This is a genomic window from Streptomyces vietnamensis, assembly GCF_000830005.1.
GTDB classification, from domain to species: Bacteria; Actinomycetota; Actinomycetes; order Streptomycetales; family Streptomycetaceae; genus Streptomyces; species Streptomyces vietnamensis.
This window is the reverse complement of sequence record NZ_CP010408.1, coordinates 200,142-218,935: the sequence shown is the minus strand read 5'-3', so window position 1 is coordinate 218,935 and position 18,794 is coordinate 200,142. Positions and strand designations below refer to the sequence as shown.

21 protein-coding genes are annotated in these 18,794 nt (G+C 68.5%); 11 read left to right on the top strand and 10 right to left on the bottom strand.

The window, feature by feature from the left end:
* Nucleotides 1-210: 210 nt before the first annotated feature.
* The 6 genes from SVTN_RS44585 to SVTN_RS40365 form a co-directional block, all read right to left on the bottom strand.
* The gene (locus tag SVTN_RS44585) at nt 211-450 is read right to left on the bottom strand and encodes a hypothetical protein (protein ID WP_159026613.1); all 240 of its coding nucleotides are present in this window, start codon (nt 448-450) and stop codon (nt 211-213) included.
* Between the two features lie 14 nt (nt 451-464).
* Nucleotides 465-1,025 (bottom strand): DUF6197 family protein, encoded by a 561-nt coding sequence (locus SVTN_RS40380; protein ID WP_041134903.1) that lies wholly within the window; start codon nt 1,023-1,025, stop codon nt 465-467.
* A 115-nt stretch (nt 1,026-1,140) separates the two neighbouring features.
* Entirely contained in the window at nt 1,141-1,443 is a 303-nt protein-coding gene (locus SVTN_RS40375) for a WhiB family transcriptional regulator (protein WP_041134902.1), read from the bottom strand.
* Nucleotides 1,444-1,608: 165 nt separating this feature from the next.
* Nucleotides 1,609-1,755 carry a hypothetical protein gene (locus SVTN_RS44930; RefSeq protein ID WP_167352248.1) on the bottom strand — a complete coding sequence of 49 codons (147 nt, stop codon included), beginning with the start codon at nt 1,753-1,755 and terminating at the stop codon, nt 1,609-1,611.
* 136 nt (nt 1,756-1,891) lie between these two features.
* Nucleotides 1,892-2,224: a hypothetical protein gene (locus SVTN_RS40370; protein ID WP_052499848.1), complete on the bottom strand. Its 333-nt coding sequence runs from the start codon at nt 2,222-2,224 to the stop codon at nt 1,892-1,894.
* Nucleotides 2,225-2,371: 147 nt separating this feature from the next.
* The gene (locus SVTN_RS40365) at nt 2,372-2,980 is read right to left on the bottom strand and encodes a hypothetical protein (protein WP_041134901.1); all 609 of its coding nucleotides are present in this window, start codon (nt 2,978-2,980) and stop codon (nt 2,372-2,374) included.
* Nucleotides 2,981-3,423: 443 nt separating this feature from the next.
* On the opposite strand from SVTN_RS40365, the gene SVTN_RS40360 reads away from it, so the two are divergent.
* The 6 genes from SVTN_RS40360 (at nt 3,424) to SVTN_RS40330 (ending at nt 9,435) form a co-directional block, all read left to right on the top strand.
* Entirely contained in the window at nt 3,424-4,338 is a 915-nt protein-coding gene (locus tag SVTN_RS40360) for a sigma-70 family RNA polymerase sigma factor (protein WP_245728076.1), read from the top strand.
* 13 nt (nt 4,339-4,351) lie between these two features.
* Complete coding sequence (locus SVTN_RS40355; protein WP_159026612.1) at nt 4,352-5,200, top strand: integrase; 849 nt, start codon at nt 4,352-4,354, stop codon at nt 5,198-5,200.
* Between the two features lie 678 nt (nt 5,201-5,878).
* Entirely contained in the window at nt 5,879-6,949 is a 1,071-nt protein-coding gene (locus SVTN_RS41385) for a hypothetical protein (RefSeq protein ID WP_052499842.1), read from the top strand.
* A gap of 73 nt (nt 6,950-7,022) precedes the next feature.
* Nucleotides 7,023-8,387 carry a replicative DNA helicase gene (locus SVTN_RS40340; protein ID WP_052499840.1) on the top strand — a complete coding sequence of 455 codons (1,365 nt, stop codon included), beginning with the start codon at nt 7,023-7,025 and terminating at the stop codon, nt 8,385-8,387.
* An 8-nt stretch (nt 8,388-8,395) separates the two neighbouring features.
* Nucleotides 8,396-8,839: an ASCH domain-containing protein gene (locus SVTN_RS41380; protein WP_245728074.1), complete on the top strand. Its 444-nt coding sequence runs from the start codon at nt 8,396-8,398 to the stop codon at nt 8,837-8,839.
* Nucleotides 8,836-9,435 carry a hypothetical protein gene (locus SVTN_RS40330; protein WP_041134899.1) on the top strand — a complete coding sequence of 200 codons (600 nt, stop codon included), beginning with the start codon at nt 8,836-8,838 and terminating at the stop codon, nt 9,433-9,435. Before SVTN_RS41380 ends, SVTN_RS40330 begins: the two co-directional genes overlap by 4 nt.
* A 265-nt stretch (nt 9,436-9,700) precedes the next feature.
* Here the strand turns inward: SVTN_RS40330 and SVTN_RS40325 are convergent, their stop codons facing one another.
* Nucleotides 9,701-9,874, bottom strand: coding sequence for a hypothetical protein (locus SVTN_RS40325; protein WP_159026611.1), 174 nt, complete (start codon nt 9,872-9,874; stop codon nt 9,701-9,703).
* Nucleotides 9,875-9,891: 17 nt separating this feature from the next.
* Nucleotides 9,892-10,110 carry a hypothetical protein gene (locus tag SVTN_RS40320; protein ID WP_041134897.1) on the bottom strand — a complete coding sequence of 73 codons (219 nt, stop codon included), beginning with the start codon at nt 10,108-10,110 and terminating at the stop codon, nt 9,892-9,894.
* 542 nt (nt 10,111-10,652) lie between these two features.
* Between SVTN_RS40320 and SVTN_RS40315 the strand changes: the two genes are divergently transcribed.
* The gene (locus SVTN_RS40315) at nt 10,653-11,090 is read left to right on the top strand and encodes a hypothetical protein (protein WP_041134896.1); all 438 of its coding nucleotides are present in this window, start codon (nt 10,653-10,655) and stop codon (nt 11,088-11,090) included.
* Between the two features lie 101 nt (nt 11,091-11,191).
* On the opposite strand, the gene SVTN_RS40310 is transcribed toward SVTN_RS40315, so the two are convergent.
* Nucleotides 11,192-11,704 (bottom strand): hypothetical protein, encoded by a 513-nt coding sequence (locus SVTN_RS40310; protein ID WP_159026610.1) that lies wholly within the window; start codon nt 11,702-11,704, stop codon nt 11,192-11,194.
* A 169-nt stretch (nt 11,705-11,873) separates the two neighbouring features.
* Between SVTN_RS40310 and SVTN_RS40305 the strand changes: the two genes are divergently transcribed.
* Nucleotides 11,874-12,158, top strand: coding sequence for a hypothetical protein (locus SVTN_RS40305; RefSeq protein ID WP_159026609.1), 285 nt, complete (start codon nt 11,874-11,876; stop codon nt 12,156-12,158).
* 125 nt (nt 12,159-12,283) lie between these two features.
* Here SVTN_RS40305 and SVTN_RS40300 read toward each other — a convergent pair whose 3' ends face one another.
* Complete coding sequence (locus SVTN_RS40300) at nt 12,284-12,436, bottom strand: hypothetical protein (RefSeq protein WP_159026608.1); 153 nt, start codon at nt 12,434-12,436, stop codon at nt 12,284-12,286.
* Between the two features lie 303 nt (nt 12,437-12,739).
* Between SVTN_RS40300 and SVTN_RS40295 the strand changes: the two genes are divergently transcribed.
* The 3 genes from SVTN_RS40295 (at nt 12,740) to SVTN_RS40285 (ending at nt 18,717) form a co-directional block, all read left to right on the top strand.
* Nucleotides 12,740-17,182, top strand: a complete 4,443-nt coding sequence (locus tag SVTN_RS40295) for a DEAD/DEAH box helicase (RefSeq protein ID WP_245728072.1) — start codon at nt 12,740-12,742, stop codon at nt 17,180-17,182.
* Nucleotides 17,179-18,099, top strand: coding sequence for a hypothetical protein (locus SVTN_RS40290; RefSeq protein WP_052499835.1), 921 nt, complete (start codon nt 17,179-17,181; stop codon nt 18,097-18,099). Before SVTN_RS40295 ends, SVTN_RS40290 begins: the two co-directional genes overlap by 4 nt.
* 69 nt (nt 18,100-18,168) lie before the next feature.
* Nucleotides 18,169-18,717 (top strand): hypothetical protein, encoded by a 549-nt coding sequence (locus SVTN_RS40285; RefSeq protein ID WP_052499834.1) that lies wholly within the window; start codon nt 18,169-18,171, stop codon nt 18,715-18,717.
* The last annotated feature ends 77 nt before the right edge of the window (nt 18,718-18,794 follow it).

The following is an 18,794-nucleotide window of genomic DNA, read 5'->3' as shown; positions in this document are numbered from 1 at the left end:
CCAGAACCGTTCGACGTCGCGAAACAGGACGATGTCGCCTTGGTGTAGGTGATTTTGGGGCGGGTGGCCTGCGTCTGGGGCTGGGTCACATGCTCTCCTCACATCGCATACACCGGCCCGAAGGCCGACGGGTCCGGACTGCCCGGCTCCCCCTCACCGCCCGCACCGGCCGCCGGGGTCGACGGTCGGTGCGGGCGGATCAGGCAGCCGTCAGACCTCGTCGACCGGAATGCGGGTCTGGGTCTGCTCCTCGTCGTCGCCCGAGGTCTGGGAGACGGCCTTGATGAGATCGCGCATGGGAAATCCCTCTCGTACTCCATGGGCCGGGCTGTCCGGCTCCCCGTCACCGCCCGTCCCGGCCGCCGTGGTGAGCAGCCGGTGCGGGCGGATCAGGCAGCCGCCAGAGCAGATCAGACGGTGTTGCGGGCCCGTTGGCGGGCGGCGCTTCATTGCCCGCCGCTCGGTCAGGCAGCCTCGGGCGCCGCGGTGGCGCCGGGCCCGTAGGTGCGGGCGAAGCGGGCACCGGCGGCCAGCAGGTCGAGGACGTCCTCGCGGGTGCGGTGCAGGCGCTCCGTCCACGCCGTGGCGTGGGCCTGGTCGTGGCCGGTCAGCGCGCGGACCACCCGGTTCAGGACCTGGTAGGCGACGTCGCGGGTGTCGGTGTCGCCGTCCTCGCCGCGCGCCGTGTGGTCCAACGCCACGGACAGGGTGCGCGGGCCGGGGGCGGTTTCCTCCCGGATCGCGCGGAGCACCTCGCGGACCATGGCCTGCGTGCTCATCGACTCGATCGCGGGCAGCTTCGTGCTCGCGGGCGAGGTGTAGGTGCTGGTGCGGGTCCAGCCGTCGGTCTCCAGCAGGGCGGCGGCCGCCTCCAGGTGGCGGGCGACCGACTCGCCGGTCGACTCCTCACCCGAGGCGCCGGTCCACACCGGCTGGTAGGAGTCCCGCGCGAGCTCGGCGGCCCGGGAGAGGACCTCGTCGGTGAACACGGCGGCACAGGTGGTCTCGTGGGTGTTGTCGCGCATGGCAACTCCTAGGGGATCAGGTGGTCCGGGCTGTCCGGCTCCCCTTCACCGCTCGGCCCGGCCGCCGAGCATGCGGCAGCTCGGTACGGGCGGATCAGGCAACCGTCAGGGCCGGTCATGCGGCCACGGAGAGCGGGCCGGGAGCCCTTCGGGCCGTCAGTTCGTGACGCTCGGCGGTGGACAGGCCGCCCCATACGCCGTGCTCCTCGCCGCGCTCCAGGGCGCCTTGGAGGCAGGAGTGGATCAGGGGGCATCGCGCGCAGATCTGCTTGGCCTTGGTGAGCTGCGGGAGCGTGGGACCGAGGTCGCCCTCCGGGAAGAAGATGTCGGGGTCCTGCCCGGCGCAGGCGGGGCGAGGCCGCTCGGGCACCGCGGTGGAGGTGGGCGCGTAGGCGCTGGTGACTACGATGTACTTCATCAAGGGCCTCCAGACAGGTCCTGTGCAAGAAGCAGCCCCGGGGACGCGCATCCCTGGGGCTGTTGCTGTGTCGACGGCCGTACGGCCGGAGCGGGATGGTCCCGGCGCTCTCCACCGGCCCCGCCCAGGAAGGCACGGGACCGATGGGCAATGCCGGAGTCGGCACTACTTCAGATGGTTGAGGTAGGCGGCCTGGAGAGTCGAGAACGACTCGTACAACCGCGCCCCGGTACGACAGTCCTGGGCGGGGGCAGTGGTCGTGCAGGCCGTACAGGCATCGGCGTGCCGGCGGTAGGCGGTGTCGGCAGCCATGTACCGGCGGTAGAGGTCACCAGAGCGGCCGTTCGTTTCTAGCAAAACGGGCACTCCTGGGTCTGGGACCAGCAGCCACACTTGGCGCACTGCCACATGTGGCGCAGAGCTGCGGTGAGCCTGGCGAGGCATGCGTTCATGCCGACACCGCCTCTCCGTTCTGAGCCCGCCGACCAATCGCCCGGCATTCACCAGTACCTCGCGTCGAACCCGTCAGCGTCAGGAGCTCGCGGCGCTGGTGGCCCGGGTCCATCTGGCCCAGGGTGCGCCGGGCCCGGAGGCCGGCCTGCTGGGCGCGGCGGTCACCGTCGGCCACCAGGCGCTGCACGAGCTCGTGGAGCCGGGCCTCGGGCTCGTAACCCTTGGCGTCGTCCTCGCGCTCGATGTCGTCGACGACCCCGGCCCGGACGGACAGACCGGTCCGGGCCGTACCCGGGCTCAGGATGGTGCGTGCGATGCTGATGGGCATCAGGTCCTCCATACAGGTCCTGGACAGCCCCGGGGGTCTCAAGTCGCCGGGGCTGTCGTGCCTTTCGACTGCCGTACGAGCAGCCGCGGCCCCGGCCGTCCCCGACATGCTGGGGACGGCCGGGGCCGTAGCGGTTCGTGCGGGGGTTCAGCGCGCGGGGCGCTGGGCGCGGAGCGTCTTGAACGGGACCGGCGGGGCACCCAGCGGGGCGTCGCCGCCGGGCAGCTGCGCGCGGCGGGTGTCGGCGTCGCGGACCGCGGACTCGGTCGCCGCCCACTGGTTCCTGCGCACCAGCCACAGGGGCCGGCCGTCGCCCCGCTCGTCATCCGCCGGTGCCTGCTTCTGCGCGGCGATCTGGCTGACAGCCGGAGCGATTTCGACCTTCGGCTTGCGCCGCACGGTGGTCCGGCGGCGGTGCGCGGTCTGCGCGTTGCCGTCCGTCAGGCGCTCCTCCCACTTCCTGGCTGTGACGTCGACCGTGATCAGGCGGTTGCTGCCCAGGCGGCAGCGGACGGCCGCGTCCTTGCCCGCGCGGCCGGCGTCGTGCGGCACGAGCTTGGGCTTCCTGGTCTGGAGACCGGTGATCGGTACCCACGTCTCGCAGTCGGGGCAGACCAGCGACGCACAGGCCGGGCGCAGGTCGTACTGGTTGGGCTTGAGGGTGGAGAGGGCCAGCGCCGGGCGGGCGTTGACGGTGCGGGAGCGGGTCCGGCTCCGGCGGGGCCGGGCGGTGCGCTCAAGGGTGGAAGCAGACATCTGGACTCCTCACGGACGGAGCGGTGGGGGCGCGGGTCGCGATGCTCTCTCCGCCCTTCGGGCCGCACGGCGCGAGGCCGGCGTCCCGCAGGACGGACAGCGCATAGCGCTGCGACGTGCACACAGTTGTCGCGGCCGTCAGGCTCCGGAGGAGTTCGATGGTGCTCTCGCGCCCTGGGTGACCCCGAGGACTACCCCGGCCGCCCCGGAGGGCGGACGACTACTGCGGTGATACGTGGTGACGGCTCTTTGGTCGTCACCCAGTCGCTGCCCTGGGGGCGGCGACAACGGCGCTTGACGTGCCTATATAGCGAACGCGACCGAGCGTTTTAGCGCCCTAAGCTCTCGACTACGGAAACCATAGGCCTCGTCACACCCCGAGTCAACCTCCTTGAACCGGTGCGGTTTAATGAGGTAAACATGACCCACGAAAGGAGGCTCACATGGAACGGCTCGGCGAGTACCCGACCCCACCGGGGGAGCAGCTGGACTCTGCTTTCGATGTCACCTTGTCCCAGCTGAAGGAAGTGTCCGACCCCTTGGAGCGGGCAAAGGCGGCACACGCCCTGGCTGGCCGAGCTCAGGACTACGGCACCGAGTTTCAGGTCGTCCGCAACGAAGCTATGAACGAAACGCTGCGTGCAGGCCAACTCAACAGCACCCAACTTGCTGCCGAGCTAGGGATCAGCAAGGGGCGTGTGAGCCAGCTTGCGAAGGGCGCTCCGCCAGAGCGGCTGTTCCTCGGTTCGGGGAAGGTCGTCGTGGCCCTCGCTGAAAAGCTCGAGGCCGGCAAGCTGCAGGATGGCCGTGACAAGCCCGTGCAAGGCCCGGTGATCGCCACTGAGGATGTCCAGACCTATGAGCGCCTGCGCGAGCTCGCTGAAGAAGTTGGTTTGGAGATCACGTTCGAGCGGATTCCGCTCGGTGGCAACGTCCGGCTCAACCGAAACAACCTGGTTGTCATCTGCGGCCCTCGTCTCTCTCCCTTGATCGAGCAGATCCTCGAGAGCGACCCTCACCTACGGTTCAGCCAGGACAACGACGGCTGGCACCTTGTCGACCGAAGCACCGGCACGGTGTACCGCTCCCCCATGGATCACGGCGAGAATGGCGACATCGCCTACTTCGGCCGGCTTCCCAGACCTGACGGGCAGGGCACCTTCCTCTACATCGCTGGCATTCACGCCCGCGGCTCCGGGGGTGTCATCCACTGGCTCAACGGAGAACTGGCCAACGTGCACCGCGAACTCAAGGCCAAGAGGTTCTCGACCCTCATCTCCAGCCGGTTCGATCCGGAGACCCTGGAGGTCGTCGCGAGCGAGCGCATCACCCCGTTCTATCGCCCGGAAGGGGTTTGACATGCAGGTATGCATGGCATCAGCCCAAGGTGTGGGCGTCGCAAACGAGGATTCCGTCTACGCCAGCCCTACCGCGGTCGTCGTACTGGATGGCCTGTCAGCCCCAAAGGATCTGCCCATGGGATGCATTCATGGCACCCCATGGTTCGTACAGCAGCTCGGCACGCGCCTGATCAACCTGATCAGCAGCGACACCGTGCCTCTCCAGGAAGCTCTCCGAACCGCCATCTCTGAGGTCAACGCGCTGCATCGCGACAGCTGCGCGCTGGACCAGGAAGCGGTCCCGGCATCAACTGTCGTGATGATCCGGAAACGGGTAGATGACCTCGACTACCTCGTACTCTCTGACAACGTCCTGCTGCTTGACCTTGGCGAACGAGGTGTCCAAGCCATCGTCGACAAGCGTGTCGAAGAGGTCGCTGGCGTGGAGATGCGCGCTGCCCTCCGGGGCCCCACAGGCACTCCAGATCACGCCACCCGGGTGTCTGCGCTCGTCACCGTCCAACGCCAGCTCCGAAACCGACCTGGCGGCTACTGGGTAGCAGCCACCGACCCGGCAGCCGCCGACGAGGCGATCACTGGCACCATCGCCCTTACGCAGATCCGGCAAGCAGCACTGCTGACAGACGGCGCCAGTCGCCTCGTCGACACGTTCGGAGTTCTGAGCTGGGGTCAGCTCCTTGACCTACTCAGCAGCGAGGGCCCGGCGGCCCTCATCGCTCGTACACGTGAAGCAGAGCTCGGCGACCCGGTTGGCGAGCGATGGCCCCGGTTCAAGCAGTCCGACGATGCCACCGCCGCATACGTGTTGCTTGACGGGACAACTGCGACAGCTGCCCGCAAGTCTGCGCGTCGCACCTAGAACCTCATGATCTCCAAGGAGAATCTCTCCGTGCCCAGCGAACCATCCCCATAAAACGGCGACGGCCGCCCTGCGGTAACAGGAACGGCCGTCTAGTTCGACTCCCCAGCCTGGCAGCAAACGGAGTCGGAGTCAGCGCGGTGACCGCGCCGGGTGCCTTGGACACGAGGCCCGTGTAGTCACCTGCCCAGCAGAATAGACAGATGCACCGGCAGAAGCCCAGCACGGGCCCACGATCGGTGATCCGCGTCACTCTTGATCGCTGACTCACGGCTCCCTCATTTAGGGACCGTACGTGTCAATTCGCACCACTTGCATGGATCTCGGCACCCTCGCCTCCGCGGACAGCCTCTTCTTCGCCGGCTTGCCCTCCTGGGGCACTCCCGGCTTGCCCGGCGTCCGGCAAGCCGAGTCCGTCCTCCGTCCGATTCCGGGGCAAGCCTTCGGGCAAGCCCGTCTGAGCAGTGTTCACGGCACAACATCCACTTGGAGGTGTGCCGTGCACGTCTACCCCGTGCGCCCTGTACCCGACAGCCTCCGTCCTGCCTTCCCGGCTGCCGGGGGGTGGGGCGCGAGCCAGATGACGCCCCGAGCCATCAGCAAGGCCATCGCCGATTCCCCCCTTGCGGACCCGGCCCTCGAAACCGTGCGCATTCTGCGGCGAGAGGGGGGTGCCCTGTGACCGAGGGTCTTCTGCAGGAGCCGGGGTCAGCCCGGGTCACCGGCCGGGCGCCGGCGCTACGGCCGTCGGTGCCGCTGTATCGGCACATGCTTTACGGCTCCGGCCTGACCCACGCGCTCGACTTCCTGGTCCTGGCGCACATCCATTTCCTGTGCGAGGACGGTCAGAGCTTCACCGTGGATGAGCTGGTGGAGGCGCTGCGGCGCGAGGGAGTCCGCAGCGCCAACGGCAAGGGCTTGATCGGCAGTAAGGCTGTCTACGAGTCGGTCGCCCGGCTGCGGTCCGCGGGCTTTCTGCACCGTACCCAGGAGAACGGCGGCAACTTCGGCGCGGTCGAGTACACCTTCTACGAGTTTCCCGCTCTGAACCCGAACTGGACCCCTCCCGGCACGTCCGTTTCAGTCCAGAATGGTCCGCTTCCCTTGTCAGGAGAAGCGGTTCCGACACTACCGCCCAGTAACATCATTTCCGCAGGTCAGACCGCTTCTCCTGACAAGGCACGCGCTGACAAGGCACGCGCTGACAGGCGAAGCGGAAAACGGCACGTTTCCGCAGGTCAGACCGCTTCTCCTGACAGGCGAAGCGGAAAGCCGTCCCCCCCACACCCCCCGGAGGAGGTAACTACCTCCTCCCCCAACCCCCTCGCGAACACCAGCAGCAGCACGTCGCTGCCGTCACCGAGGGAGGAGGAGGGGGCTGGCTACGCCGAGGAAGACCTTCGGGCAGCTGCGGACGTCCTGCAGCTGCTGCCTGACCCCTGGACCCAGGGCAGGCTGAACGCGAGCAAGCTGGCCCCGAAGCTGCTCAAGGTGATGGCCGAGCAGGGCTGGCCCGGCATCGGCACAGTCGACCGCGCCCTGCTGACGAAGCAGCTGACGAAGAACCCGTACAAGATCACCAACCCGTACCGGCTGCTGGAGCGCGACCGGATCCCGAACCTGCCCCGCTACGTGGCGGTCGCCGCTGCTGCGGAGAAGTCCTCCGCAGGGGCGTCCTCGGACGGGATGTGTCCCAAGCATCCGCAGTACCGCGCGGGGAGCCGCTGCATCCCCTGCGTCACGGCCTGACGCACAAAGACGGGCCGGACCGCTGACACGGTCCGACCCGCAGTCCTGCCCGAAGCACCGAACAGGAGCTCCAGTGTCCAGCACCTACGACTTTCCCGACCAGCGCCCCCCGGCCGGCTCTGACGACGCCGGGTTCCTGCGCACGCCTCCCCGGAGCCTGGAGGCCGAGCAGGCCACCCTCGGCACCCTGATGAGCAGCACGTGGGCCGCCGGGCGGTACGCCGCGGAGGCCCTGGAGACGGGCCTCGTCGCGGAGGACTACTACTTGCCCGCCCACGCGACGATCCACCGTGCGATCTGCCACTTGCGCCAGACCCAGCAGGCCGTGGACCCTCTCACCGTCGCCGAGGAGCTGAACAGGCTCGGGGAGCTGGGCAAGGTCGGCGGGGCCTCGTACCTGCACGCCTGCGTCCAGGCCGTACCCACGACCGCGCACGGTGCCCAGTATGCGGAGATCGTTCGGGCCAAGGCGTACCGCCGCAGGGCGATCGAGGCGGCGCAGAAGATCCTCCAGTACGCCTACAGCGAGGAGGGCGACGAAGCCGACGTGCGCAGCCTGGTCGAACAGGAGTTGACCGCGATCGTCGCCGGAATGCCCGGCCTGAGCGCCGCCCCGCCGGCCGTGGACGACATCTACCTCGACTACGTGGCCGAGCTGGAGGAGATCCAGAACGGCCGGCAGATGGGGCTTCCCTACGGGATTTCCGATCTCGACGCCGTCACCTCGGGGATGCGTCCGGGCAACGTCACGGTCATCGCCGCACAGTCCGGCGTGGGCAAGTCGACGCTCGCCCTGAACGCGGCCGTCGCGGCGGCCAAGACGGGGGCGAAGGTGATGTTCTCTTCGCTGGAGATGAGCGCCGCGGAGCTGATGCACAAGATCGTCGCGGCCGAGGGGTCGATCGCGATGCACCACCTGACCCGCCAGGACGGCCTGACGCCTGAGGGGTGGAAGGAGGTCGAGCGCCTGGGCCGCGAGCTGTTCAGGACGCTGCCGCTACGGGTCTACCGACCCGACAGCGCCGCCCTGGGAGACATCGAATCGGCGGCCCGCGCCTGCGTGCGCACGGACGGCCTGGACGTTTTGGTGGTCGACTACCTCCAGCTGGTCGAAGTCGAGCAGAACCGCAACATCAGCCGTGAACAGGCCGTCGCCGCCGTCTCACGCGGCCTCAAGAACCTGTCCGTGGCCCTGGACTGCCACGTCATCGCCCTCTCCCAGCTCAACGACGACGGGCTGATGCGCGAGTCGCGGGCCATCAAGAACGACGCGTCGGTGGTCATCAAGGTCGAGCGTCCCGACATGGACGAGCCCGAGTCCCCGCGCGCCGGCGAGGTGGACCTCGTGATCGAGAAGAACAGGTTCGGGCCCCGGGCTACGGTCACTGCCGCCGCACTGATGCACTACAGCCGTATCTCCGACATGGCCAACACATGATGAATGCCATGAGTGAGACATTTCGGGCTCTCTCTGTACGTCAGCCCTACGCTGACGCCATCGCCCATGGTGAGAAGCGCTGTGAGAACCGCAGCCGCCCCATCCCCCGGGCCGCCCTGGGCACCGGTGTCCTCATCCACGCCGCGCAGCAGGCCCATGCCTCCGGCATCACCGCCGCCGACCTCGACGGGTATGCCTGGCCGGACATCCGCGGTGCCATCCTCGCCGCCGCCGTCCTCGACTCCTGCCACCAGGCCACCGACGGCTGTTGCGGTACCTGGGGATTCCCCGGGTACTGGCACTGGATCCTCCGTGATGTCACGCCCCTCCCCCAGCCCGTGCCGGCGCGCGGCGCCCTTGGCCTGTGGAGGCCGCCGGCCGAGGTCCTCGCCGTTGTCCAAGACCAGCTGGAGGCTCTGGGCAAGCCAACCGCGACGGAGGCAAACCGGTGACCCTCACCCACACGATCGCCTCGGAGACCGTGGCGTACGGCGGCTTACCCAGCGCCATCCTGCACGTGGAGATCGACCCTGCTGAACACGCTCGCCGACAGGCCGCTGGCATCGGGGCCGTGAGCGGCTACGGCTTCGGCGGCCTCGCCACCCTCGGGACCCTCCCCACAGACCTGCCTGTACCGCTGGCGGCCCTCACACCAGCCCAGCGTGACTACGTCTCCCAGGCGCCGGCCGGAATCTGCACCGTCTCCCGCGGGCACGTCACCCGACATGCCATCAGGGCGTGCCGAGTCACCCTGGCCGAACTCACTGCCCCCACCCTCGGTCAGCTCGCTTTCGACACCGCCGACCGCTACCGGCCGTTCACCGCCGCCGCCGTGCGTATCGCGCGCCGACGGCCCCGCACGGACGACTGGCTCCATCGCTTCGTCCGCGCCGGCATCGGAGTCTTCCTCAGCGACGACGACCGGACCGTCACACTGGCCCGGCCGCGGCCTTGCCCTCGTGCGACTCCGGAGAGCTGGTGGTTCGCCGAGGCCGCCTACACCGCCTACCTCCACCACACAGGCCAGGCGCTGCCGGACCGCAGCTGACAAGCGGCGCCCGTGACCTGGCCGCACCGGGGGACGACCCTGCGCATGAATGAGGCCCGCGACCAGGGGCGTGGTCGCGGGCCTGCAGGCGGTCCGTCCTGTCGGATGCCGCTTTCGACGGTACGAAGCCCAGCTCAGGCCTGCATCCTGACCGGACCGCACGAGCTACCCCGAGCCGATCGGCCCGACCCGGACAGAGAAGCCCCGAGAGGGCATCTACGTGCCCGAAACACCTAAGCGGCGGAAGATCATCGCCGGAGCTCGTTCAAGGCGCTACAGAGCTGCTGGAGCTCCTGGAAGGGCCCTTGGGCCCGGGGGCCGTCAGGAGGATGAACGGTGTGCCGACGGCGGGCTGGGGAAAGTCGTCGTGGCGGCGGCGCCAGTTCACGACCGCGGCCCGGCCGACGCCGGCCTGGCGGGCGATCTGCATCAGGTTCACGGTTTCCACCGCCCCGGTCACCACTCGCCGTCCTCGTCGCCGCAGTAGTCGTCCTCGTCGTCCAGGTCCGCGTAGAAGCCCGGGTCGACGGGCTCCGCGGCGTCTGCGGCCATCTCGTCCCGGTACCGGGCTTCCTCCCCCTTGCGCTGCTCCGGGGTCAGGGAGTTCCACCACCGGTCGTGCTGCGCGCGGTGGGCCTCGCCCTCGGCCGTGAAGTAGCCGTGCCAGATGTGCACGGGGTAGTGCGGGTCGACCTCGCAGGAGGACCAGGGGGTGCCATCGGAGCGCTCGTGGCCTGCCAGCCGAACGCAGGGGGTGATGCCGAAAGGGTGAGCGAGCCCGTTGCAGACGCGGACGAGCTCCTTCGACGGTGCATGGGACGGCGTCGGCGCAGGGCGGCCGCGGCACAGCTCGGCCAGGACGTCGGGTAGCGGCGGCTGGTGGCCCGGGCGAGGTCGCGGACGCGGCGCTTGAGGTGGTCGCTGCCGGTCTTGGTCATGGTTGTCTCCACAGCGGGATCCCATGCTTCCCACCGGACGTCACATGCAAGACTGCCGGGCAGGACGGTGCATCAGGTGTGCCGCACGGGACCCGGCTTCGGCCCTTGTCCGGCGGTGCTGCCCTCGCGCGGCGTGGGCGCGGGCGGCGGCGGAAACGGCGGTTCGCGGCATGCCGGGTCGTGCATGATCCACCGTAGCGGAGCCCACCGACAACGGGGCCGACGCTGGGTAACTGATGACAATGTCATCAGTTGTGGGCACGTGGCAGGATCCGCCGTATGAGTGAGTGGGGGATCGCCCTGATCGCCGCCGGATCGGCCATCCTGGGCAGCATCGTGACCGGGTTCTTCGCGTGGAAGGCCGGCCACCGACAAGCCGTCGCAGCCGAAGTCGCCGGGCAGGCCCAGGCCCGGGCGCTCATATCGACCGTACAGGCCACGTTGGACGAGCAGCGTCGCACGCGGGTGCTCGACCACCGTCGGCAGGCCTACGTGGAATTCCTCGATGCCGCACAGTGCTGCCAGCTGGATCGAACGAATGCGACGCGAAGCAGACTGATGCGCGCGGAGAGCATGATGTACGTCGAAGGCCCCCAGTCTGTGGCAGCCGCAGCCAGCCAGTACGCAGGCCAGGTACTCACTTCGAACCATGAGGAAACTGAAGGCGCGCGGGTGGCTTACCTCATGGCTGTACACACGGCTCTCGAGCAGGCCTGACTGACAGTCCCTGAACGCACATGTCTATGGGAGTGGCGATCTCGACTTTTAGGCTTGAAACCACCAGCCCAGCTCGGGTGTCGGTGCCGATGAGGGCACGCTCACCGTAGGCGGCTGCGCTTCCGACGCATGAGAGCCTGCGCCTCATCAAGGAGAGCCTCTCGCTCTTCCCTCTGACTCCAGGCCGCTACCTGGCGTTGCGCGGCAGCCCCGAACATCACCAGCCAGAAGCCAGTGATGGCCGTCCACTTCACGTAGACCGCGAGGGCGGGGTCGGGGTCTTTTTCCGTGTAGGACAGCCAGAAGATCAGATTCATCTCCGCCCACAGGTGCGAGATCCACAGCAGCCCGAAGATGCAGTAGGAGGCTAGGTGCCAGCGAACTACTGCCTTGGGTAGGTCAGGCGACAAAACTCGTCCTTCACGCGCTTCTTCGAGAACCTTGTTCGCGCGCTGGAGTCTCACTTCATCGATCACGCTGCTGAAGCGACTCGTCTCGATGGCCGCTACCAGCAGAATCACGGGGATCACCGTGACCATCGCTGACGCGTAGGCCTCTGACATCTCGGTGCCCACCAGTAATACCCCCACCTGATGCCCCTTCTTGTGTGCCACGCTCCTGCGGGAGCAGGAGTCTATGACCGCCAGCTGGATCTGCTGGAAGATCCCCGCACGGCAACTGCACGCTGAAGCTCGGGGGTGGTGGTCTCGACCGACAAGGTCCGAGACCACCACCCCCACGCTGTTGCCCCAGGAAGTACTGGCCGCGGCCTACGCTGCAGGCATGACGCTGAACGCTGACGCACGCGAGCTGCTGCGCCTCATCGCCGAGTCCCCGGAGCCCGTGGCGGCCTCGAGCTTCTTCCACACGATCCACCCGCCGAACTTCCCGCGGAGCACGTCCGAGGATGACCCAAGCCGGGAGGCGTGGGCGGAGAAGCAGATCGGTCTCTACGGCGAGATGCTCACGCTGCACGAAAAAGGGTTGCTCCGGATCGTGCACCCGGCGAACGGCGAGCGCCCTGACCTCGTGGAAGCCACGGACGCCGGACACGCCGTACTTGCCTGACAAACTGCAGGGCCCGCCACCGACCGGTGACGGGCCCTGGTTGGTTGGTGGTGGTCTCAACCGTCAGGCTCGAGACCGCCACCCTCCACCCTGCTGTCCGCAGCCGCGCGAGCCCGAGCAGGCAGCTACGTGCCGGAATCCGTCATGTGGCCGTTCAAGACCCACTTGCTGCGCCTCGGGTCCCCCACGACGAGGTTCATCACGCAGTCGTCGTCCATCACCATGAGGCCCTGGATATGCAAGCTGTGGATGTGCCAGGCGGCTGCGTCGTCGGTCATGAGAGAGGGCTCGTCGGGCAGGCCGGCGTCGGGGGGCTCCTCATGAAGGAGGGTCCGCAAGTCAACTCCGTGACAGTTTGTCAACGCATTCAGGTGGCATGGTGCCCATATATCCCTTTTTCAGGGTTCGCTGTCTTCACGGTCTGCAACCATCTGCTACCGGCCTTGCGTACCTCGGCGCACTGATGGGCTCTGTGTTCTCCTCCAAGGTTTGTCATGTCGATTCCTTCCTCTGCCCGGTCGGCACAGGTGCCGCGTCCCTCCGCTCCTGCACGGGTGGATCTCAGCGCCCTGGAGCCCCAGGTGTTCTCTCGGCTGCTGGAGAAGGCGCGTGATGTCCAGCATCTGACCTTCGAGCTGGCGGCCGAGGCCGCCGTCCGGGCTGGAAACGGGCAGCTGGGTGTAAAGGAACTGCGTCTGCTCCTGCTTCAGTTCGAGGGGATTCCCATCGCGGAACAGGCGATGACAGCAGCGTGGACTGTGGTGCGGGCGAGGCCTGAGCTCGCCACGTCGCTGTTGCACTCCTACGCGCAGGACTGCGGCACCCCGACCGCGCTCGTAGTGCGGGACCTGCACCTGGGAGGACCCGACGTGTTCGTCGTGCAGGCTGGCTGGCACGACAAGGATCGACAGGTGCACGGCGCCGCTGTCACACGTGGTGTGAAGAAAACGGCCTTCCAAGGCGCTGTGGTCAGCCTCCTGGGCCACCTGTCCGGCCTTGAACTAGTGGAGCAGAGTGACTTCGCCGAGAAGGGCTGGCTGCCCGCTGCCCGCTACTCGGCCGGATCCGGTGCGACAGCCACAGATCAGTCATTCGCAGAACGACTGCTGCACGCCCTCGCACGGCCGGCTGTCGCCCCGGCCGTGGTGGCGGAAGTAGCTACCCGTATCGCCGCAGGCGCGCTCATTCCCCGTGATCTCCAGGCCGTGCTGTTCGACGCGGCGGCATCCGGCTGGGATCCGGCCCGCAAGGCCGCCCTGTACGCGGCCGGGGAGAACCCCGGGACCGCAGTGACCGTGCTGACGCTCTACCACTCCATGCGCAACCAGCCCAATCCGGTGTTCACCGAGGAGCAGAAGCCGGGCGGGGCGACAGGCCCGTTCCGGTCCCGTGTCACGTACACCTCCGATGACGACAGGGTCACCGTGACCGGACCGTGGCGCGGCAGCAAGCGCGACGCCCGGGGAGCTGTCGCTCTGCATGTCCTGGCCGACCTCGCCGGCCTGCCCGTCGAGATTCCCATGCCGCGACAAAGGGAGACTCCCGCTGCGGCAGTGAAGCCTTCGGACGCGGAACCGCAGGAGCGGCTCCTTGCTCTGCAGGAGACGGGAGCGATCGGTGAGCTGACGTTCAAGGAGGAGCCGAGCATTACTGGCCTGGAGCCCTTGTTCGTGTGCGTGGCCGCCTGTACCAGCCGCGGGCAGCTGCTGTCAGGGACAGGCCGCAGTGTGGGGAGGTCCGGCGCCCGCCGTGAAGCCGCGGCCCTGCTGCTCGCCGAGTGGCAGCGGACGGTATCGCCCGCGCTCCCTGTCTGGCGCGGGAAGGAACCCGTACCAGAGGCGAACGCGATGAACGCCCTCGTGCTGCTGAACCAGCTCAAGCAGAAGGGGCGGATCAGCTCGCTGGTCATCGGCCAGCCCCGCCTGAACCCGGAGACCGGCTACATCGCCGAGGTCACCTGCAAGGTCGCCGGGAAGAAACTGCGTGCCGAGGCGTCCGGAGCGGCGAAGCGGTCGGCCCAGCGCAATGCGGCGAAGGCCATGATGGAACTGCTGGCCGCACCTCCCGGCGCGGAGCCCGCGCCCGTTCCGGCGGAACCGGTGCCCGACATCCACGACAACCGCGCACGGCACGGCCCCGCGGGACCAGTCGCCCGCCGGGACGATGCTGACGCCGCTGAAACCGCCCTGGCAGCATGGCTGCGCCGGGGCGCGGAGATCACTATCGACATCGAGGGAGGGATCGCCCGGTTCCTGGTCTACAGCCCTGACGGGCTGCCGGCGCGGGAGACAGTCCACCGTCCGATCCGGTCGTGCACAGCCGGTCTCGTCCTTCCGTCTCTCGGGGCCGCAGTCCAGCTGCAGAGGGTGGAGTGCTGGCACGTTCCGCTGCGGCTGCTGGCGAACGTCCTCATCCCGCAGGCCCAGGACCCGGGCGAGGAGGCCCTCTCGGTCCGGGTGTGGCGGCAGGTGATCCGGCTGGGCCTGGCCGTCGTGGCCTCGGGGAGGGTCTTCCCGGCCCTGTCCGACGATGGGACGGACGTATGGCGGGCTGGCCCGCTGACCGCTGAGGAAGAGGGCCAGGCCGGGCAGCTTGCGCGCGTCCTGGTGCCGCCGGCGAACTGTGGCATGGTCACGGAGAGCAAGCCGCATCAGATGTGGACCCCGCAGGTCGCAATTCGTGCTTGCCTCGACGCCGTCGCCGAGGGGATGCTCCGCGGACCGGGTACCTCGACCGTACTCGGGCACGGCCCCTTCACCAGCTCAGTGCCCCGGCAGCAGCACGCTCCCGCGCTCGTGCAGTGGGGCGATGATCTGCGCGCCGGCACGACGGACGAGGTGCTGGAGCTGGAGCTGTCGATCCGCGCGCCGCAGAAGAACAGCCCGCAGGACACCGAACTGCTCTGGGCCGATCTCCGGCTGCGTCGGCCGGATGCACCAACGTCCAACGAGCGCACCTGGCGGCCGGTCGCCGAGGTCGCCTCCGACTTGCACCTGGTGAAGCTGGTACGACGGCGTCTGCACCGGGTGGCAGCCAACTGGGCACCGGCCGCACGGCTCCTGGAGCGGGCCGTCCCGGACACCTTCACCCTGCGTGCCGGCGAGGCCGTCCTGTTGAAGGGGCAGGCCGCCCAGCAACTGCAACGGGCTGGGCTTCGCGTGGAGTGGCACCATGCGTGGACGGACCGCCTGCGCACCCGCGCCGTCCTGGAGCGCCGCCCCGCTGGCCCGGCCTCCGCAGCCCGCCCCCGGTTTGCCCTGGACGACGTCCTCGACGGCCGCTGGCAGATTTCACTGGCCGACGAGGACTTGTCCGACAGCGAGATGGACCAGCTCGCGCACAGCGCGGTGCCGCTGACGAAGGTCCGCAACCAGTGGGTCCTCGTCGACGAGGAGACCGCCCGACGCGCGGCCGACCGTACGATGCCGTCCGTCTCCGCCGACCAGGCGCTGCGAGCCTCCCTGACCGGGCAGATCAGTGTCGAAGGCCGCACCTACCCGTGCGCGGCGGAAGGCGACCTGGCCGACCTCGTCCACTTCCTGCGCAACGGCTCCCGCACAACCCCCGTGGACTCCCCCAGCGGCCTGTCGGCCACCATGCGCGACTACCAGAAGCACGGCCTGGCGTGGCTGGCGAACACCACCGACGCCGGCTTCGGCGCCCTACTCGCCGACGACATGGGATTGGGTAAGTCCCTGACCGCGCTTGCCCTTCACCTGCACCGCCGCGATCACGGGCGACAGGTCACCGGACCCACCCTCGTCGTCTGCCCCGCCTCCATGGTGATCACCTGGGAACGCGAGGTGCACCGGTTCGCGCCCGAGGTGCCGACCGTCCGCTACCACGGCCCGGACCGGACCCTGGACGCAGTGACGGACCGCACCCTGATGATCACGACGTACGAGACCGTCCGCCGCGACATCGACATCCTGGCCGCGCACCCCTTCGACCTCGTCATCTCCGACGAGGCCCAGCTGATCAAGAACCACAAGACGGCCACGGCGATCGCGATGCGCCGCCTCCCCTCGGGCATCCGAATCGCCCTGACCGGGACGCCCGTCGAGAACAGCCTCACCGACGCCTGGTCACTGATGGACTGGCTCAACCCGGGGCTGTTCGGCGCACTGCGCACCTTCCGGGACCAGTTCGGCAAGCCGATCGAGGACAACTTCACCGACACCCAGCTCACCGAACGCCTCTCCAGCCTCCTCAAGGCCTTCATGCTGCGCCGGCGCAAGACCGACCCGGGCGTCCTGCCCGAGCTCCCGCCCAAGGTCCTCCGCCCCCGGATCGTCTCCCTGACCCCCGAACAAGCCGCTCTCTACCAGCGTGTCGCCGACGCGACGCTCCGCGAGATCCGCGCCTCCCAGGGCATCGCGCGCAAAGGCTTGCTGTTCAAGCTCTTCGACCAGCTACAGAAGATCTGCAACACCCCCGGCCAGTTCCTCGCCGAGCCGCTTGACGAGTCCTACGACCCAGGACAAGCCGCGGCCCGCTCGGGGAAACTCGCCGCGCTGGACGATCTCCTGCCCGTTCTGTCCGACCCGGCCGAGTCATGCCTGGTCTTCACCCGGTACAGGTCGATGGCCCGCCTCCTGGTCCATCACCTCCAGAGCCACGGCCTCAACCCGCTCTACTTCAGTGGCGACATCGCCGTCGGCCGCGATCGTCAACGGCTCATCGACACCTTCCAGAACCGGCCCGGCCAGATCATGGTCATCACCGCCAAGGCCGGCGGAAGCGGCCTGACGCTCACCCAGGCCAGCCACGTCATCCTCTTCGACCGGCCCTGGAACCCGGCCAAGGAGAGCCAGGCCATCGACCGGGCGCACCGCCTCGGCCAGACCCGCACCGTCACCGTTCACCAGCTCACCACCGAGAACACCCTGGAGGACCGGGTGGATGAACTCCTCCGGCACAAGCGGGCCCTGGCCGACGCCATCCTCACCAACGACAGCTCCACACTCAGCGAGCTCACCGACGACGAGATCTGCGAGCTGATCGCCCTGGGAGCACGCCGATGAACCGCGACAGCCTCTGGACGGCCGGCTGGGAATCCGCTGTACGCGCCGCGATCACCCAACCGGACACCTTCCTCACCGGCCGCGCCGACATGGACGCGGGCGGCATCGGAAACCTCCAGATCGCCCCCGGACGACTCACCGCCCTGATCACCGGCCGCAACAGCCGGGCGGAACTGCGCGCCGCCATCACCCTGCCCGTCATCCCCGCCGACCAGGCCGCCATCCTCGACACTGCGTCCCCGCGGTGCCCAAACCATCACGGCGCCGATAGCACCGACCTGTCCCAGTGCCTCGCTGACCCCGCCCACACCGGCGGCGTGTCTCTCTTGCCTGTAGCCGACGAGCTCCGCTTCATCTGCACTTGTGGAATGCCGCCGTGCCGCCACATCGCAGCCCTGGCCCACGCCTTCACCGACCGGCTACGCACCCACCCCGGGGACCTCGCCATCCTGCGCGGCCTGCGCGAGCCACAGCACGACGCGCTCGCCCCCAGCACAAACGTCACCACCACGAAAAACCACATCGCGGCACACCACGCCTGGGTCTGGCACCGCGAACGCCCCGACCAGCCCTCCGTCCCCGACCTTTCCCCCACCATCCCCGACCAGCCCCCGGCGCCCCCGGCATGGTCCCCGCCCCCCATCCCGAGCCGTGACCACCTGCCCGCCCTCGTCGCCGACGCCGCCGCCCAGGCTGCCGGCCTCCTGCTCTCCGGTCGGCCGCTCGAGTGCGCGTGGGACGACGACGCTGTCCGCCTCGCCTCCCGCATCCCCCACGTACGTCTCCCGGACATCGCTGACCGCCTCGGTCTCGACATCGCTCAGCTCCGCGAACGGCTCACTAGAACTCGTAGCGCAGCCGCACGGGACCCATCTCTCCACGCCCGCGGTGGGGGCACTGACACCCACCACCGATGAGAGCGGGGTCTCTCTTTCGCGTGTTCCGCGTGGAGGGCTAAGACGACCGACGAACAGAAAGAAACCCAGATGACCAGCGGGACCGACGATCACGTCGAATCAGCCCTAGAGGGGGCGGTCGAGGAGCTTCTTATGGCTGCGGCCAAGCTCCGGCTTGAACCGGGATACGTCAACGGGCACGTCTACCAGGACTGGCATGTACGGGCTTCGTCCTCCATGCTGCACGCTCTCGCCGGTGTGGCCCGCGCCTACAGCTCCGACCTTGAACGACTTGCTGGAAGATTCGAGAGGCTGAGCAAGCCGATCTGCGCGGAGCTTCTGGAACTCAAACCGACTTCCGATACCCCTGTGCTATGTGTCGAGCCCGTCGAGCAAGAAGGGGAACCCTGCCCGGCGCACACAGTCGACCGCGCCGCCGAACTCGGCCGGTGTACCTACCCGGAGCCGTCTGCCTCCAGGAAGCCGCAGCGGATCTGTACATCGGAGCCCGCCCCTGGAGCTGACCGCTGCGAGCAGCACCTGCGGTACTGCAGGGCAGTCAAACTGAACGGCGAGATCTGCAACAACCCCTTCTGCTCCGTCCCCAAGCACCGCAAGATGGAACAGAGCAGACGGTAACTGGCAGTCGGGGCGTCCGGTCGGATGTCGAGGCTTCAAACTGCCAGATGAGCAGACGCCCAGAGCTGACCACCACC

Coding starts and splice junctions, on each gene's coding strand:
- SVTN_RS40300 (WP_159026608.1), bottom strand. CDS start 12,436: ATGACCGACGACGCAGCCGCCTGGCACATCCACAGCTTGCATATCCAG.
- SVTN_RS40370 (WP_052499848.1), bottom strand. CDS start 2,224: ATGCCCATCAGCATCGCACGCACCATCCTGAGCCCGGGTACGGCCCGG.
- SVTN_RS44930 (WP_167352248.1), bottom strand. CDS start 1,755: ATGGCTGCCGACACCGCCTACCGCCGGCACGCCGATGCCTGTACGGCC.
- SVTN_RS40315 (WP_041134896.1), top strand. CDS start 10,653: ATGAGTGAGTGGGGGATCGCCCTGATCGCCGCCGGATCGGCCATCCTG.
- SVTN_RS40375 (WP_041134902.1), bottom strand. CDS start 1,443: ATGAAGTACATCGTAGTCACCAGCGCCTACGCGCCCACCTCCACCGCG.
- SVTN_RS40285 (WP_052499834.1), top strand. CDS start 18,169: ATGACCAGCGGGACCGACGATCACGTCGAATCAGCCCTAGAGGGGGCG.
- SVTN_RS44585 (WP_159026613.1), bottom strand. CDS start 450: ATGAAGCGCCGCCCGCCAACGGGCCCGCAACACCGTCTGATCTGCTCT.
- SVTN_RS40380 (WP_041134903.1), bottom strand. CDS start 1,025: ATGCGCGACAACACCCACGAGACCACCTGTGCCGCCGTGTTCACCGAC.
- SVTN_RS40355 (WP_159026612.1), top strand. CDS start 4,352: ATGGCATCAGCCCAAGGTGTGGGCGTCGCAAACGAGGATTCCGTCTAC.
- SVTN_RS40305 (WP_159026609.1), top strand. CDS start 11,874: ATGACGCTGAACGCTGACGCACGCGAGCTGCTGCGCCTCATCGCCGAG.
- SVTN_RS40360 (WP_245728076.1), top strand. CDS start 3,424: ATGGAACGGCTCGGCGAGTACCCGACCCCACCGGGGGAGCAGCTGGAC.
- SVTN_RS40290 (WP_052499835.1), top strand. CDS start 17,179: ATGAACCGCGACAGCCTCTGGACGGCCGGCTGGGAATCCGCTGTACGC.
- SVTN_RS40365 (WP_041134901.1), bottom strand. CDS start 2,980: ATGTCTGCTTCCACCCTTGAGCGCACCGCCCGGCCCCGCCGGAGCCGG.
- SVTN_RS41380 (WP_245728074.1), top strand. CDS start 8,396: ATGAGTGAGACATTTCGGGCTCTCTCTGTACGTCAGCCCTACGCTGAC.